Genomic DNA, 13,240 nt, shown 5'->3' with positions numbered 1-13,240 from the left:
TCCTCCCTTACCAGACGTAGGCGAGAACTTCTCCGCCTACGCCCTTCTCCTGAGCCTGACGGTCGGTCAGCAGTCCCTGGGACGTGGAAATGATAGCCACGCCCAGGCCGCCGAGGACCTTGGGCAGTTCGGTCGACTTGGTGTACACACGCAGGCCCGGCTTCGAAACGCGGCGAAGACCCGACAACGAACGCTCACGGTTGTTGTACTTGAGCTCGAGAACCAGGTTGTGGCCCTCGACAGAGTAGTTCGCAATGTAGCCTTCCTGCTTCAGGATCTCGGCGATGTTCACCTTGATCTTGGAGGTCGGCATCGACACGGTGTCGTGGTGCGCATGGTTTGCGTTGCGCACGCGCGACAACATGTCGGCGATAGGATCAGTCATGGTCATGGTTAGGTGACCGTATACCTTTCTTGCTGCGGTTCCCACACAACGCGACGCCATGAGCGTGCGCTCTCACCTAAGCGTTTTCCGTGTGATTTCGGGCTACTCACGCTCCCCGCGGTCAATACCACGAGGCGCTCGCCACCCTTTGATACAGACAACGGTCCGCTACATGCGGCGAGGGGCCTACAACAAAGTTGATGATGTAAATTCTTGAGTCAGAGCAAGGCTTTAAGCAGCCAGGGGCCCTAATTCAAGCGCCCCTCAGCCTGCAGCCAAGTCCGACCAGCCACTTTACTATCAAAGCCCCTGCTTAATCAAATCCCTGGGCTCGCGCATTGCTCAAGCGGGTCACTACGGTAGCCTGCATGAATGTGAGTTTCCTTCGCACTGCCCCAGACACAATCATCTGCAGCCAATGCGGCACGCTTCCCGTAGGGCGCGTGTTCTGATGAGCCGCTTGAGTTCTTCCTTTGCCGTGACCACAGTTCACCTCGCCGATGACCGCATCACCCAGGTCGATACCCGGGCCGGAATAGTTCCGGGCGAGGAAACCCTCGAGGTCCGCCTTGACGGCGCAGTCCTCGCCACAGTGGCGCGCACCCCCGGGCATGATATCGACCTTGCCCACGGCTTGCTTTTCTCCCGCGGGCTCATCCGCCGCGCGGGCGACGTCGACACCGCCCGCTATTGCGCGGGAGCCGACGCCACCGGCACCAATGCCTACAATCGCCTTGATCTATCGCTCACCCGCCGCCCCCAGCTCGCATTCGCCCCGACAACCGCCGCTGCCAACCCTGAACCTGGCTCGGGCCGGGGTTCGGACTGCGCGGCTTCGCCAAGCGCGGCTGCACCCATAGCGCAGCTGCAGGCGGAATTAGAACTGCACCAGACCAATGCTCAGCGGGCTTACTCGGTAGATCCCCTTCTTATCGGCGCCACGATTGTAGGCCTGCACAAGGGCCGCAGGCTCTTCCACAAGACCGGCGGCACCCACGCTGCCGCTGCCTGCGACGAAGAAGGTAACCCCGTAGTGTTGCGCGAGGACATCACCGCCGGCAATTGCGTACCCCAGGTGGTGGGCGCACTCCTACTTGACGCGAAGCTCCCGGCCTCGAAGCTGGTCCTCGCCCTCAGCTACACCCCTGACTTCGCCACCATCCGCCTAGCCGCCTTAGTCGGCTTTAGCGCGGTCATCTCCGCCGAGGTGCCCTCCTCCCAGGCCGTCGACGCCGCCCGCGCGGCAGGCATCGTCCTCGTGGGCCGCGCTAGCGAGCAAGACTTCAGCCTCTATGCGGGGGAATTGCGCCCATAGATAAGGCCGCAACTATCATGTCTATCGTTAAAACAACATAGAAAGGCACCTTAAGTAATGCGGTGGATGATGCTCGGCCCGGCCTTCGTGGCCTCTATTGCCTACGTGGATCCGGGCAATGTGGCGGCGAATATCTCGGCCGGCGCGCAATTTGGTTACACGCTGGTGTGGGTGTTGGTGGCCGCCAACATCATGGCGATGTTTATCCAATATCAATCGGCAAAGCTGGGAATTGTCACGGGAAAGTCTCTTCCTGAGGTGCTTGGTCAGCGTCTGCGTACCCCAACGAGGCTCTCCTTTTGGGTGCAGGCGGAAGTCGTGGCGGCCGCGACAGATCTCGCGGAGGTCATCGGCGGCGCCATTGCACTCAACCTGCTTTTCGATGTCCCCCTCCTCCTAGGCGCCCTCATCACCGGGGCGATCTCCATGGGGCTCCTAGCCTTCCAGCGAGGACGCAGGGCTTTCGAGCGCGTCATCGTCGGCCTGCTCATCATGATCTGCGCTGGTTTTCTCGCCGGACTCTTCGTCGATCCGCCTTCCGCCGGCCAAACCATCCAGGGCTTAGTCCCGCGGCTTGAAAACCGCGAGGCCGTCATCCTGACCGCCTCCATGCTGGGCGCAACTGTTATGCCCCATGCTATCTACCTTCATTCCTCGCTGGTGAAGGACACCGGGGAGGGAAACGTCAAGGACCTGCTCAAACAAACCCGCAGCAGCATCATCGTCGCCCTAACTGCGGCCGGGGTGGTCAATATCGGCCTCCTGCTTGTTGCCGCCTCCAGCCTCGCGGGCGTGCCGGGAACGGACACCATCGCCGGGGCACATGCGGCAATCCTGGAGAACCTCGGCACCACCGTCGCGGGGCTTTTCGCCCTGGGCTTATTCGCCAGCGGCCTCGCCTCGACCTCCGTGGGCACCTACGCCGGCTCTGAGATCATGGCTGGCCTCTTGCACACGCGCATCCCGCTTCTCGCGCGCCGCGCCATCACCCTGGTTCCCGCAATCGGCATCATCGCGACGGGAGTCGAGCCCTCGACCGCTCTTGTGCTCAGCCAGGCCATCTTGTCCCTCGGCATTCCTTTCGCGCTCATCCCGCTGATGCGCTACGTCAGCTCCCCGGCCATCATGGGAGAATTCGCCGCCGGCTGGGGATCGCGCGCCATCGCCGTGGTCTTGTCCACGGCCATCGTCGCGCTCAACATCGCCCTGGTTATCGCGCTGTTTTAGTCCTGCAATCAGTCCCGGTATTCGCCGGGGCCCTGGTTGAGCCAGGCATAGACCCCGCCCATCAGCACTCCCCCACCAATCAGGTTTCCTAGCCACACCATAACCCAGTTTTCGGCCACGGCGCCCAACGTCATGGCTGCCGGGAGCGGGTCACTCGCAAATAGCACCAACAGCATCAGGCAGAAATTCGCTACCACGTGCTCGAGGCTCAGCCCCACGAATATAGCGATGATGGGAACGATGACGAGGAACTTTGACCCCAGGTCCTTGGCAAATAGAGCTCCAACAATGGCCATGTTCACCACGAAGTTTGCCAGGAGGGCCTCTATAAGAAGCCCGCCCGTGCTCTTGTTTAGCTTGCCTTCCACAATGGTGGCAAGCAAGTGGCTGGGGTCCATGTGCCCCATCTTGGCCGAGTACCCCAGCGCCAACGCCACGAGGGCCGCCCCCACAAGGTTAAACACCGTGGATACCACCAGCAGCCACAGGCCTTTGCCCCAGCCCACGCGCCTTTGCACCACGCCGTAGACCATGTACATCATGTTGCTGGTGGCCAGCTCTGCGCCAAGGATGACAATGGCAAAGAGTCCGATACCGAAGAGCAGCGCAAACACGGGCGCGCCTAGGCCGGGCACGTGCTTGTCGACGGCGTTTCCAACCACGCCGGCAAATGCCGTTCCCAGCGTGAGATATGCGCCGGCAAGAATGGCGCGAACCGCGAAACGCGATGGTGATGTTTCCAGCAGCTGGGTCTTCTTCTTAACCGCAGCAGCAATCGAATCGTTGAGAGCCATTCGCGTCCTTCTTCTCGAGCACTAACCTTCATCAACGCTACCTGTTAGGCCCAATCCTCACTGCCAAAGACAGCAAAAAGTCCCAGCCTCTTTCTCCCCCAGCCACATGGCTAAGGGGAGAGAGAAACTGGGACTTCTTGTACTAGTTCCGCTTTTACTTGAACGGGAAGCCAAGCTCCTTGAGGAGGCGGCGGCCTTCATCGTCATTGGTAGCGGTGGTAACGACGGTGATGTCCATACCACGGGGGCGGTCAATCTGGTCGATGTCGATCTCGTAGAACATGGACTGCTCGGAAAGGCCGAAGGTGTAGTTACCATTGCCGTCGAACTGCTGATCCGAAAGACCACGGAAGTCACGGATACGCGGCAGGGCGATGGTCAGCAGGCGGTCGAGGAACTCCCACATGCGGTCGCCGCGCAGGGTAACGCGTGCACCGATGGGCATGCCCTCGCGCAGCTTGAAGTTAGCGATCGACTTGCGTGCGCGACGCAGCTGAGGCTTCTGACCGGTAATCGCGGTCAGATCCGCCAGAGCGCCGTTGATGAGCTTCGAGTCGCGAGCAGCCTCGCCGACACCCATGTTGACAACAACCTTGGTGACGGAGGGGATCTGCATGACGTTGTCGTAGTTGAACTCGTCATTGAGGGTCTTCTTGATTTCCTCGCGGTAGCGAGTCTTAAGACGCGGGGTGTAGTTCTCGCTCATGATTAGATGTCCTTCCCGTTGCTACGCGCGACACGGACTTTCTTGCCGTTGTCGTCAAAGCGGTAGCCCACGCGGGTCGGGTTACCCTCGGAATCAACAATCGCAACGTTAGAAACGTGGATTGGAGCTTCCTGGGTGACGATTCCACCGGACTCGGCGCCACGCTCGGTAGCGGAGTTTGCAACGTGCTTCTTGACGCGGTTTACGCCCTCAACGAGGACCTTATCGCGCTTTGGATATGCTTCGATGACCTTGCCCTTCGCGCCCTTATCGGGGCCCGAAATGACAATCACCATATCTCCCTTATGAATCTTCATAAGATTAGATCACCTCCGGAGCGAGAGAAACGATCTTCATGAACTTCTTGTCACGAAGCTCGCGAGCGACTGGTCCGAAAATACGGGTACCACGAGGCTCGTTGTCGCCCTTGAGGAGAACAGCAGCGTTCTCATCGAAGCGAATGTAGGAACCGTCCGGACGACGGGATTCCTTCTTGGCGCGGACGATGACAGCCTTGACGACGTCACCCTCCTTCACGTTGCCGCCGGGGACGGCATCCTTGACAGTGGCGACGATGACGTCACCAATGCCAGCGAAACGTCGGATCGAGCCGCCGAGGACACGGATGCACAGGATTTCCCGTGCACCAGAGTTGTCGGCGACGCGCAGACGCGATTCTTGCTGAATCACTGTGGGTCTCCTGACCTGGATTATGTGCGTAAGATTTCCGGCCTTGACGCACCTGGTCTTATTGCTTTAAGTGGCACTAGCACTACAACGTCCCCGAAACGAGGTCGAGGGTGGGTCGAAGCTGTGGTTCGGAAACGCACCGCATACAGCGACCGGCTAAATGCAACTCTGCCATTCAACCACAGCGTGGACCTGCTCTCCAAATTCCTAAACGGGGTCCTTTTCCTTTTCTATATCCTTATCTACTTCCGTCCCCGAGTCCTTTCCAGGCTTCTCCTCCTCAACGCGCGGATCAACGCACATGAGCTCCTGGGAGAAGTCGATCTCCTCCCCTGCTTTGAAGTCATGTCCAGGCAAAACCCTTCCGGTCTTCTTGGAGTTGGAGATGACCACCGGCGTGGTTACGGAGTAGCCGGCTTTCTTGATGCCATCGATGTCGAACTCGGCTAGCACCTGGCCACGGCAGATGATGTCATTCTTGCTGATCGCCGAGGTGAAGTACTGCCCCTTCAGGTTGACCGTGTCGAAACCAATGTGCATGAGCACGTCAACGGGATTGCCGTGCGCATCCTCACCGCGGATGGCTTAGGCATGCTTGGAGGGGAAGGTCACCGTCACCTTGCCGTCGATAGGTGCCACGAGCTTGCCCACGGTGGGCTCAACGGCCACACCGTCACCCAGCTTCCCGGCCGCGAACATGGGGTCTGAGACCTCGGAGAGCGGAATGGCCTTGCCTTCCAGCGGCGAGGAGATGACAAAGGCATCGGGCGCAGGCTCTATGAACTCACCAGATCCTGCGGCTCCAGCCTCAGCGGAGTCCGCGGGGGCGGCCCCCACCTCATCTGGATCAATGGAACCGTTCTTGGAAATCATGTACCGGCCGTAGAAGTAGGCGCCCGTGAAGGAGATGGCCAGCGAGACGATGGCGCAGATGAAGAAGTTAGGAATATCGGTCGGGCGCATGGAGACGAAGCCAATGAACCCGGCCGCGCCGAGAGCAGTGGCCTTAACGTCGAGGATTGCCACCAGCATGGAGGCCACAGCGGAGGCACCCATGCCGATGAAGAAGGGCCAGCGCAGACGCAGGTTGACACCGAAGATAGCCGGCTCGGTAATTCCAAAGAGGGCGGAGACGCCCGAGGCACCAGAAAGACCCTTGAGCTTCTCGCTCTTAGCCAGGAAGTAGACGGCCAGAGCGACGCCGCCCTGGGCGATATTTGCCATCGAGGCCGTGGCAAAGATGAAGGAACCGCCATGTTCCCACAGCATGAACTCGATGGGTGGGAAGGATTGGTGCAGGCCGGTGATAACAATCGGCGAGTACACCAAGCCGAAGAGGAATCCGCCGACGGGACCCGCGAACTCATAGAGGTTGGCCAGGCCCAGACCCAGCCATTCGCCGGCCGTGCGCAGCACCGGGCCAATGGCCACGAAGGTAATGAAGCCGGTGATGAGCAGCGTCAGCAGCGGGGTGAGCATGAAGTCCACGGTGCCCTTGAAGTGCCTGTGGAAGAACTTCTCAATCGTGGCCAGAATCCACGAGATGACCAGGGTGGGCAGGATGGATCCCTGATAGCCGGCCTGCGCCACGTCCAACCCGAAGATATTCCAGTAGGTCATGTCGCCGGCCTCGATGGTTTGAGCCACGTCATAGCCATTAACCAAGCTAGGCATAACCATCGCCATTGCCACGCCGGCGCCTAAGAACGCATTGCCGCCAAAGCGCTTCGTAGCGGTAAAGCCCACCAACACGGGCAGGAAGGCAAAGGGCGCAGAAGCCAAGAGGTTAATGAGCCCGGCTACATCCCCCAAGGCAGGAACGCGCGCGATGATTGACTGGGCGCCAAAGAGCCCTTGTGCGGTCAAGACGTTGTTGAGCGCCATCAACAGACCGCCACCAACCAGGATCGGGATCAGCGGGACGAAGATGTCAGCCAAGACCTTGATGGCGCGGGAGAACCAGTTTCCGGAATTGGCGGCGATGTCCTTGAGCTTGTCCGTCGATACCGCGATGTCCTTCGAGGTCATCTTGTTGATCTCCTCGAAGACGTGGTTCACGTCTCCGGGGCCGACGATGACCTGAAACATGCCGCCGGCCTCAAAGATGCCTTTGAGATCCGGATCGGCTTCGAGGGCCTTGGTATCGACCTTTTTGAATCCTTGAGCACCAAACGCAGGCGGGTAGCGCAATGCGCCAAGCCCACGATATTATCCTCACCGCCCAACGCCTTAAGCGTGCGGACGGCGACTTCCCTATGGTCCGTTATGTCTTCTCCCTGCCTAAACGATAAGAGCTTCGTAGGAAAACAAACTACATACGCTCTATTAGACACAAGGCATATATGGCTTGGCTAGGTCTGGGCCATTTCTTGTTCTAAGTGTGACCTACTTAGCGCCGCTCCCATCCCCTCCACCGGCACCTGTCCTCGCCGTAGACGGCCACGGCGGCGCTGATGTCACCTCCCGCCGCGAAGATCTCCGCCACGCTGCCGTCTGCGATAAGGCGCAGCTGGGGATCCGCACACGCGATGCATCGTGTGCCTTGACCACGGGTGATGCGCACTACTCCCCCGCCCGACTCGACGAGAAGGACGTCGTTCCCAGCGTCGTCGACAAGCGCGAAGGCACCAGCAGTCTCGGACTCCGCCACCACCGTGGAACCGAAGCCCTCTCGGGCTCCCGTGTTAATCTCTGGCACCTCCTCCCACCAAGGCAACTGACGCAGCCGGCCTCCCTCCAGCCAAACCCGGCGCGGCAAGCTCAAACAATGCACCCAGCCTTGCTCGAGGGTCGGTGCCTCATCCTGCGCGGGCAGGCCGACCCAAGCCAAAAGCAGGGCCTCGCCATTGCCCACCTCCACCGCCTGCGGCGCATAGAACTCGTGCCCATAGTCGAGCTCGCTAAAGCCGCGCTCGACATGGAACACCGTGCCCTCGAGGTGGCCGACGATGTAGCCACACTGATCAGAGGAAGCATAGTGGGTCTGCCCGTCGATGTCGCGGCGCTCCAATCCCTGTGGGCAGAAGATGAGGACGTTTTTGTCCTTACCCGTCGCCTTATCCTTTAAGGTCAGGAGGTTAGGACACTCCCACATGTAGCCGCCGGGAAGCAGATCCGGGCTAAGTCCGGGGCGCGCGGCGGATAGATCGAAGCGCATTTCCCCTTCCAGATCCCAGCGCTCAAGATCCGGGGAGTGATAGAGCACAACAGTGCCAGCCTCCTGCTGTGTCTGCACGCCCAGCACCATGCGCCATCCGCCCTCTATACGGCTCAGGTGCGGGTCCCTAAAGTGCCCGGTGTAGCCCTCAGGCGCATCTGGGATCAAAGGATTGCCCGGATCCCGCTGGTAGAAGCCGCCCTCCGGGCCTGCGGGATCCAGTGCACGGACCCGATTCTGGGAGGGGATGCGCCGGCCTTCCTGTTTAAGGTTTCCCGTATAGAAGAGCCAAACCTCCCCTTCTTCCAACGCTGCTCCCCCTGAATAGCAGCCGTCTTTGTCATAGGGCAGGTCCGGGTAGAGCGCATCCGGGTGGTGCGTCCACGGACGCGCACTACTCAAACTGGTGGTGGCATGACCCCAGCCGGTGCGCTTGGGCGCATGCGGGAACCCCGGGTCGTGTTGGTAGTAGGTGTGCAGCGTATCGCCTTCGAGGAAGATCCCGTTGGGATCATTGAGCCGGCCCTGCGGCGGGGAGAGGTGAAAGTTTGGCCGATAGTTTAAGCGTTGGTTTGCTTGTTGCGTCGATTCTTTGGACACAGTCCCGATACTATGGAATTTATGACGATTCATGTGTGCGGCGAAGGTGTAGTCGATCTCGTGCCGGTCGCCCCGGGTAGCCTCAACGACCTCACCCCCGCGCTCGGCGGTGGCCCTTTCAACGTGGCCATTGCGGCCGCACGCCTCGGCGCGGATGTCGCCTTTCAATCGCGGCTTTCCACCGACGGCTTCGGACGCGAACTCGTCGCCGCCCTGGAAAGGGAAGGCATCGACACCACCTGGGTACAGCGCGGTGACGAGCCCACCACTCTCGCGGTAACCACCATCGACCCCGACGGTTCTGCCTCCTATACCTTCTACACGGAAGGCACCGCCGACCGCCTGGTGGCACCACGCCTGGCCCCTGCCGACATCGCCTGCTTCGGCACCGTATCCCTGGCCCTTGAGCCCGGGGCTTCGCGCTACGCCAACCTTCTCAGAGAGTTCGCCCACCAGGGCACCCTCGTAGCCCTTGATCCCAATATTCGCCCCTTCTATGCCACCGAAACCCATCGCGCCTTCCTGCAGGAGCTGCTTCCCTACGTCACCTTGCTCAAGCTCTCCGTCGACGAGGTGGAGTTCCTCGGCCCAGCGGCCTTGAAGAAGGTACCGATCATGGTTATCACCGATGGCGGCGCCGGCCTACGCGTGGTCGCTGGGACGACAGACTTCCAACTGCCCGCCTACCCCGTGGAAATGGCCGATACCATCGGGGCCGGCGATGCCGTCCTCGGTGCCTTGCTCACCACCATCGACGAACGCGGTCTCGACCGCGATGCCCTGGAGCGCCTGAGCCAATATGACTGGCAGAAGATTCTGGAATTCGCCGCCAAAGCTGCCGCGATTACCGTCTCGCGCACTGGCGCGCAGCCTCCTACACGTGCCGAAGTGGAGGCCTTCCAAGCATGAGGTACCCCGTCCGCACGCTCGTAGTCCACGTAATCCTGTTCTTTTTCGTATTCGTCTCTTTCATCCTGCCCGTGGTCCTGGGCGGAAGCGCGCTCGTTCCCGTGCGCCTTTCTGGCACCATTGGTATCGCATTAAGCCTGGCAGTGCTCGTTGATTGCGCCCGCCATTTCTTTGCCCCGGCCCAGGCCCGCAGCCGCGGACTGAGGATTCTCTCCGGACTGGGGGCTCTCGCCCAGATCATCGGCTGGGCAGTGTGGATCTACATCTACAGCAATATCACCAGCGTGGGCGCCACCCCTTTCCGCATCGGCACCTTCGCCCTCTCCGTGGGAGCAGTAGTCAGCCTCTTCGTCATCGCCATCGCCGCCCTCGATCTGCGCAGCCCCGCAGCTCCAGAGCCCTCTCCCCGCCCTCGGCGGCGGCCGCGGCGCGACCCCCGGCAGCAGCCCCGTTAGCAGCCCCATTTTCGGCAGAGATTAATCACACCATTTTTATATGCTGTGGGCGCGCGGCCTGCCCCGCGCCGGTGTTATCCTGAAGCTAAGAGGTTATAACCTCTTTCTTATTGGCCCAGCGTTGCGGCCCCTTTTGCACTCATAGATCTCGGTCGCGCGCCGCTTTCTAGCGAAGGATCCTCTCGCGATGCTGTATCTCCTGATAGCTATCGCTGCCATAGTCGCAGTTGCCTGGCTCATCTATAAAAAGGTCCACGCTGCCGCCGCCATTTTCTCCGTCGGCGTCATCCTCCTCATGCTCGCCGCCCTGACCGGACGCGCCGACATGCGCACCACTGACATTGAGGCCACTGGCAATTCCTTCTACGACCAGCTCCTCGTCATAGAGGCCCTATTCCAGTCGCGCTTCAGCGGCATCGGCATGGCCATCATGGTGCTTTTCGGCTTCGTGTCCTATATGCGTCACATCGGCGCCGATGCCAAGGCGGTGGTCATTCTCTCCTCACCACTCAAGCGATTTAATGGTAGCTATTGGCTCGTGCCGGTGGGCTTCCTCATAGGTTCATTGCTCTCCTTGGTCATCCCCTCCGCCTCGGCGCTTTCCCTCCTCCTTGTCGCCACGCTTCTCCCCGCTCTCATCGCCGCCGGCTTGAGCCCCCTTACGGTGGCAGCCATCGTGGTGACATCTTCCACCATCATTCCCACACCATTGGAGGCGGGCCTCATCCAGGGCGCCGAGCTCAGCGGCCTATCCGTGACGAACTACGTCTATGGTTCCGTGGCCAAGGCCACTATCCCGGCGCTCCTCGTCACCGCCGCCGCCCACATGTGGTGGCAACGCCGCTGCGACAAGTCCGACCAACACAAGCAATCCCCCGTGAGCGCCGGCGTCAACGCTTCCGCTGATTCAGAGCCCCTAGATAGTCCTGTGCTCACTGAATCTCACCCAATCGTGGACGCTGCTCCTGCCCCGCATCACGAAAGCGAATCTGAGGCTGTTGCCCGCCGCGCGGTGGAACGGGCTGAAGGTCTTCCCGCTTACTACGCGCTCCTGCCTCTGCTCCCCTTGCTGCTCATTGTCGTCTCCGCAGTGCTCAACCGTGCTGGCATTATCTCTTTCGAAGCCGACATTCTTCCGGTGACTGTTGTTTCTCTGTTTATCGCGCTTCTCATCGAGATAATCCGCCACCGCAGTATAAGTGAGTCCATTTCCTCGCTATCCTGCTTCTTCAAAGGCTTGGGCGAAGGGGCTGCGGGCGTGGTCTCGCTTCTAATCGCCGCCGCCATTCTCGTCGAGGGAGTAACACAGATGGGTGTCATCGACATGCTTATCGACGCCACCGAAGGCTCTTCCGGAGCCGCCGTCTTCATCGTCTTAATCTTCGTCCTCGCCACGGCAGTGATGGCGGCCCTCACGGGCTCGGGCACCGCCCCCTACTTCGCCTTCTCCGAGGTAGTCCCCAGCCTGGCCGCGGAGACTTCCATCCACGGGCCACAAATGCTGACCGCTATATGGGGAACATCCAACCTGATGCGCCAAGTCTCCCCTGTCAACGCCGCCGTCCTCATCGTCGCCGGCGCTATCAAGGTCAACCCTCTGCAACTAGTCAAGCGCACCAGCGTGCCCATGGTCGCCGCGACCATAGCAAATACGCTCTTTGCCTTCCTGTTTATCAGCTAGAAAATCTAAGACGCTGCAATCTGATAGTCGCCGCCAATGCGCACCGTTCCCATTGGCAGGCTGGCGTCGGACTGCCACCATAACCACTTGTTCGAAACAGTCACCGTCGCGGTATTTCCCTCCAAGGCTGCCAGTTCGGAGACCCTGTTCTGGTTACTCGTGGAAGATGCCAAAGAAGCGCCATAGGTCTGTTTGGTGTGAACGCCACTTCCAGGTGATTGAGCGGCTACATCTTGACGAGGCGTAAACTCCAGAATCCAGAATTCATTGTTGAGCTGAGATTCAAGACCATTTGCCGGTAAGCCGTCCAGAACTTCCGTGCCAGATTTCTTGCGCACTATGCCGGTCATGCGAGTCGTGGCTCCATCAACTACGACACTAGAACCGCCAGTGCCACCGGTGTTTCCGGAAGGAGTATTGGCTGCCGCCTGAGGCTGCGAGTCCAAGGTTGGGCGCGGGCCGCCGCCGGAGCGGTCAGTGCTATCGTGCCAATTGAGCTCGGTGGTGCCGGGAAACTCGCCAATGCCATCCATCGAAAATGACTGGTCCGCAACGGAAACTAAATGGTCCCCTTTCAGAGTGAAGGTCTCAAGCCGTTTGTCTGGCTGGATAGAATGCTATACGGCCTGAAACAGCCCATCCCCTGAAGGGTTGCCAAGGGATTCTCAGCCGAGTTCCTCCAGCGCCAGCCGCGCCTTCCAGGAGAACATCCTTGGATGTCACTACCCTCGCAGGGTCATCAGAGGCGGTCGTCGCAACGATGACGGGAGAAAACTCTCGGTAGGACTTCTTGAGTAGCAATTCTGGACGGTCATCGCCTGTAGCTTCAACGATGGTGTACTCATACTTATCCAGCGAGTAACTACTGGGAGGAGTCTCGTAGTTAAAGGTGTATGAATCTGGGTTGTCCAGCACCGCAGCGTAGGCCTGGCGTACCTGACCTAGTGTATCCGCTTGCTGCTCTTGCTCCGCCCCAGAGCCCGCGGCGGCGTCTTCATCACCCTGATCCGCGGCTGTGGTGGTCTCGCCAGGAGTAAGGATGGAGGATTCGTGTTCCTTATCCCTGGAGCAAGCACTGAGGAACAAGGTCGAAGCTAGGACGAGAGAAAGAACTTGGACGCAGCGCGATTCAGGGGGTAAACGCAGAGACATTGGGAAGGCCTTTGTAGAGAGGGTGCTGTTGCAAAGTTGGGCGGAGAGCAGCGAAGACTCAGTTTCTCATTCCCTGATGGCCGCTGCGTGTGGGCGTTGTTAGGCCGTCTCGAAGACCCGGTTGACGATCACCGCGTCCGGGTTCGGTTGCCCGTGAGGTCAAACATCG

Annotated in this window: 13 protein-coding genes and 1 pseudogene; 5 read left to right on the top strand and 9 right to left on the bottom strand. The window is 60.1% G+C overall.

Features of this window, described 5'->3' with window-relative positions; all coding sequences use genetic code 11:
• Positions 1 to 7 precede the first annotated feature (7 nt).
• On the bottom strand, positions 8 to 391 hold the full coding sequence (rpsH, locus tag F4V60_RS02235) for a 30S ribosomal protein S8 (protein WP_075729133.1): 384 nt from the start codon (positions 389 to 391) through the stop codon (positions 8 to 10).
• A 445-nt stretch (positions 392 to 836) separates the two neighbouring features.
• Between rpsH and F4V60_RS02230 the strand changes: the two genes are divergently transcribed.
• Positions 837 to 1,700: a formate dehydrogenase accessory sulfurtransferase FdhD gene (locus tag F4V60_RS02230; RefSeq protein WP_075729132.1), complete on the top strand. Its 864-nt coding sequence runs from the start codon at positions 837 to 839 to the stop codon at positions 1,698 to 1,700.
• 57 nt (positions 1,701 to 1,757) lie between these two features.
• Entirely contained in the window at positions 1,758 to 2,927 is a 1,170-nt protein-coding gene (locus F4V60_RS02225) for an Nramp family divalent metal transporter (RefSeq protein ID WP_075729131.1), read from the top strand.
• An 8-nt stretch (positions 2,928 to 2,935) separates the two neighbouring features.
• Here F4V60_RS02225 and F4V60_RS02220 read toward each other — a convergent pair whose 3' ends face one another.
• The 6 genes and pseudogenes from F4V60_RS02220 to F4V60_RS02195 form a co-directional block, all read right to left on the bottom strand.
• A complete protein-coding gene (locus F4V60_RS02220; protein ID WP_075729130.1) occupies positions 2,936 to 3,721 on the bottom strand; it encodes a formate/nitrite transporter family protein in 786 nt (261 codons plus the stop codon).
• Between the two features lie 154 nt (positions 3,722 to 3,875).
• Entirely contained in the window at positions 3,876 to 4,427 is a 552-nt protein-coding gene (gene rplE, locus F4V60_RS02215; protein WP_075729129.1) for a 50S ribosomal protein L5, read from the bottom strand.
• Positions 4,428 to 4,429: 2 nt separating this feature from the next.
• Positions 4,430 to 4,744: a 50S ribosomal protein L24 gene (rplX, locus tag F4V60_RS02210; RefSeq protein WP_075729128.1), complete on the bottom strand. Its 315-nt coding sequence runs from the start codon at positions 4,742 to 4,744 to the stop codon at positions 4,430 to 4,432.
• Between the two features lie 4 nt (positions 4,745 to 4,748).
• A complete protein-coding gene (gene rplN / locus F4V60_RS02205) occupies positions 4,749 to 5,117 on the bottom strand; it encodes a 50S ribosomal protein L14 (RefSeq protein ID WP_075729127.1) in 369 nt (122 codons plus the stop codon).
• A gap of 207 nt (positions 5,118 to 5,324) precedes the next feature.
• Positions 5,325 to 7,384 (bottom strand): annotated as a pseudogene (locus F4V60_RS02200) (sucrose-specific PTS transporter subunit IIBC).
• A 122-nt stretch (positions 7,385 to 7,506) separates the two neighbouring features.
• Positions 7,507 to 8,874: a glycoside hydrolase family 32 protein gene (locus F4V60_RS02195; RefSeq protein WP_075729126.1), complete on the bottom strand. Its 1,368-nt coding sequence runs from the start codon at positions 8,872 to 8,874 to the stop codon at positions 7,507 to 7,509.
• Between the two features lie 21 nt (positions 8,875 to 8,895).
• Here F4V60_RS02195 and F4V60_RS02190 point away from each other — a divergent pair, with 21 nt between their 5' ends.
• The 3 genes from F4V60_RS02190 to dcuC all read left to right on the top strand — a co-directional run bounded on the left by F4V60_RS02190 (position 8,896) and on the right by dcuC (position 11,919).
• Positions 8,896 to 9,783 (top strand): carbohydrate kinase family protein, encoded by an 888-nt coding sequence (locus F4V60_RS02190; RefSeq protein ID WP_075729125.1) that lies wholly within the window; start codon positions 8,896 to 8,898, stop codon positions 9,781 to 9,783.
• The gene (locus tag F4V60_RS02185) at positions 9,780 to 10,238 is read left to right on the top strand and encodes a hypothetical protein (protein WP_075729124.1); all 459 of its coding nucleotides are present in this window, start codon (positions 9,780 to 9,782) and stop codon (positions 10,236 to 10,238) included. Before F4V60_RS02190 ends, F4V60_RS02185 begins: the two co-directional genes overlap by 4 nt.
• A 187-nt stretch (positions 10,239 to 10,425) precedes the next feature.
• Entirely contained in the window at positions 10,426 to 11,919 is a 1,494-nt protein-coding gene (gene dcuC / locus F4V60_RS02180; RefSeq protein ID WP_075729123.1) for a C4-dicarboxylate transporter DcuC, read from the top strand.
• A 5-nt stretch (positions 11,920 to 11,924) separates the two neighbouring features.
• Here dcuC and F4V60_RS02175 read toward each other — a convergent pair whose 3' ends face one another.
• Together F4V60_RS02175 and F4V60_RS02170 are read right to left on the bottom strand one after the other, a co-directional pair.
• Positions 11,925 to 12,452, bottom strand: coding sequence for a hypothetical protein (locus F4V60_RS02175; protein WP_075729122.1), 528 nt, complete (start codon positions 12,450 to 12,452; stop codon positions 11,925 to 11,927).
• A gap of 55 nt (positions 12,453 to 12,507) precedes the next feature.
• Positions 12,508 to 13,071, bottom strand: coding sequence for a hypothetical protein (locus tag F4V60_RS02170; protein ID WP_075729121.1), 564 nt, complete (start codon positions 13,069 to 13,071; stop codon positions 12,508 to 12,510).
• Positions 13,072 to 13,240: the final 169 nt, after the last annotated feature.

Origin of the sequence: Corynebacterium flavescens, from assembly GCF_008693105.1 — a bacterium.
GTDB lineage: Bacteria > Actinomycetota > Actinomycetes > Mycobacteriales > Mycobacteriaceae > Corynebacterium > Corynebacterium flavescens.
This window is presented reverse-complemented; position numbering and strand designations above follow the sequence as displayed.

Coding starts and splice junctions, on each gene's coding strand:
- F4V60_RS02230 (WP_075729132.1), top strand. CDS start 837: ATGAGCCGCTTGAGTTCTTCCTTTGCCGTGACCACAGTTCACCTCGCC.
- F4V60_RS02190 (WP_075729125.1), top strand. CDS start 8,896: ATGACGATTCATGTGTGCGGCGAAGGTGTAGTCGATCTCGTGCCGGTC.
- F4V60_RS02185 (WP_075729124.1), top strand. CDS start 9,780: ATGAGGTACCCCGTCCGCACGCTCGTAGTCCACGTAATCCTGTTCTTT.
- rpsH (WP_075729133.1), bottom strand. CDS start 391: ATGACCATGACTGATCCTATCGCCGACATGTTGTCGCGCGTGCGCAAC.
- rplE (WP_075729129.1), bottom strand. CDS start 4,427: ATGAGCGAGAACTACACCCCGCGTCTTAAGACTCGCTACCGCGAGGAA.
- F4V60_RS02170 (WP_075729121.1), bottom strand. CDS start 13,071: ATGTCTCTGCGTTTACCCCCTGAATCGCGCTGCGTCCAAGTTCTTTCT.
- dcuC (WP_075729123.1), top strand. CDS start 10,426: ATGCTGTATCTCCTGATAGCTATCGCTGCCATAGTCGCAGTTGCCTGG.
- F4V60_RS02220 (WP_075729130.1), bottom strand. CDS start 3,721: ATGGCTCTCAACGATTCGATTGCTGCTGCGGTTAAGAAGAAGACCCAG.
- F4V60_RS02175 (WP_075729122.1), bottom strand. CDS start 12,452: ATGGATGGCATTGGCGAGTTTCCCGGCACCACCGAGCTCAATTGGCAC.
- rplX (WP_075729128.1), bottom strand. CDS start 4,744: ATGAAGATTCATAAGGGAGATATGGTGATTGTCATTTCGGGCCCCGAT.
- F4V60_RS02225 (WP_075729131.1), top strand. CDS start 1,758: ATGCGGTGGATGATGCTCGGCCCGGCCTTCGTGGCCTCTATTGCCTAC.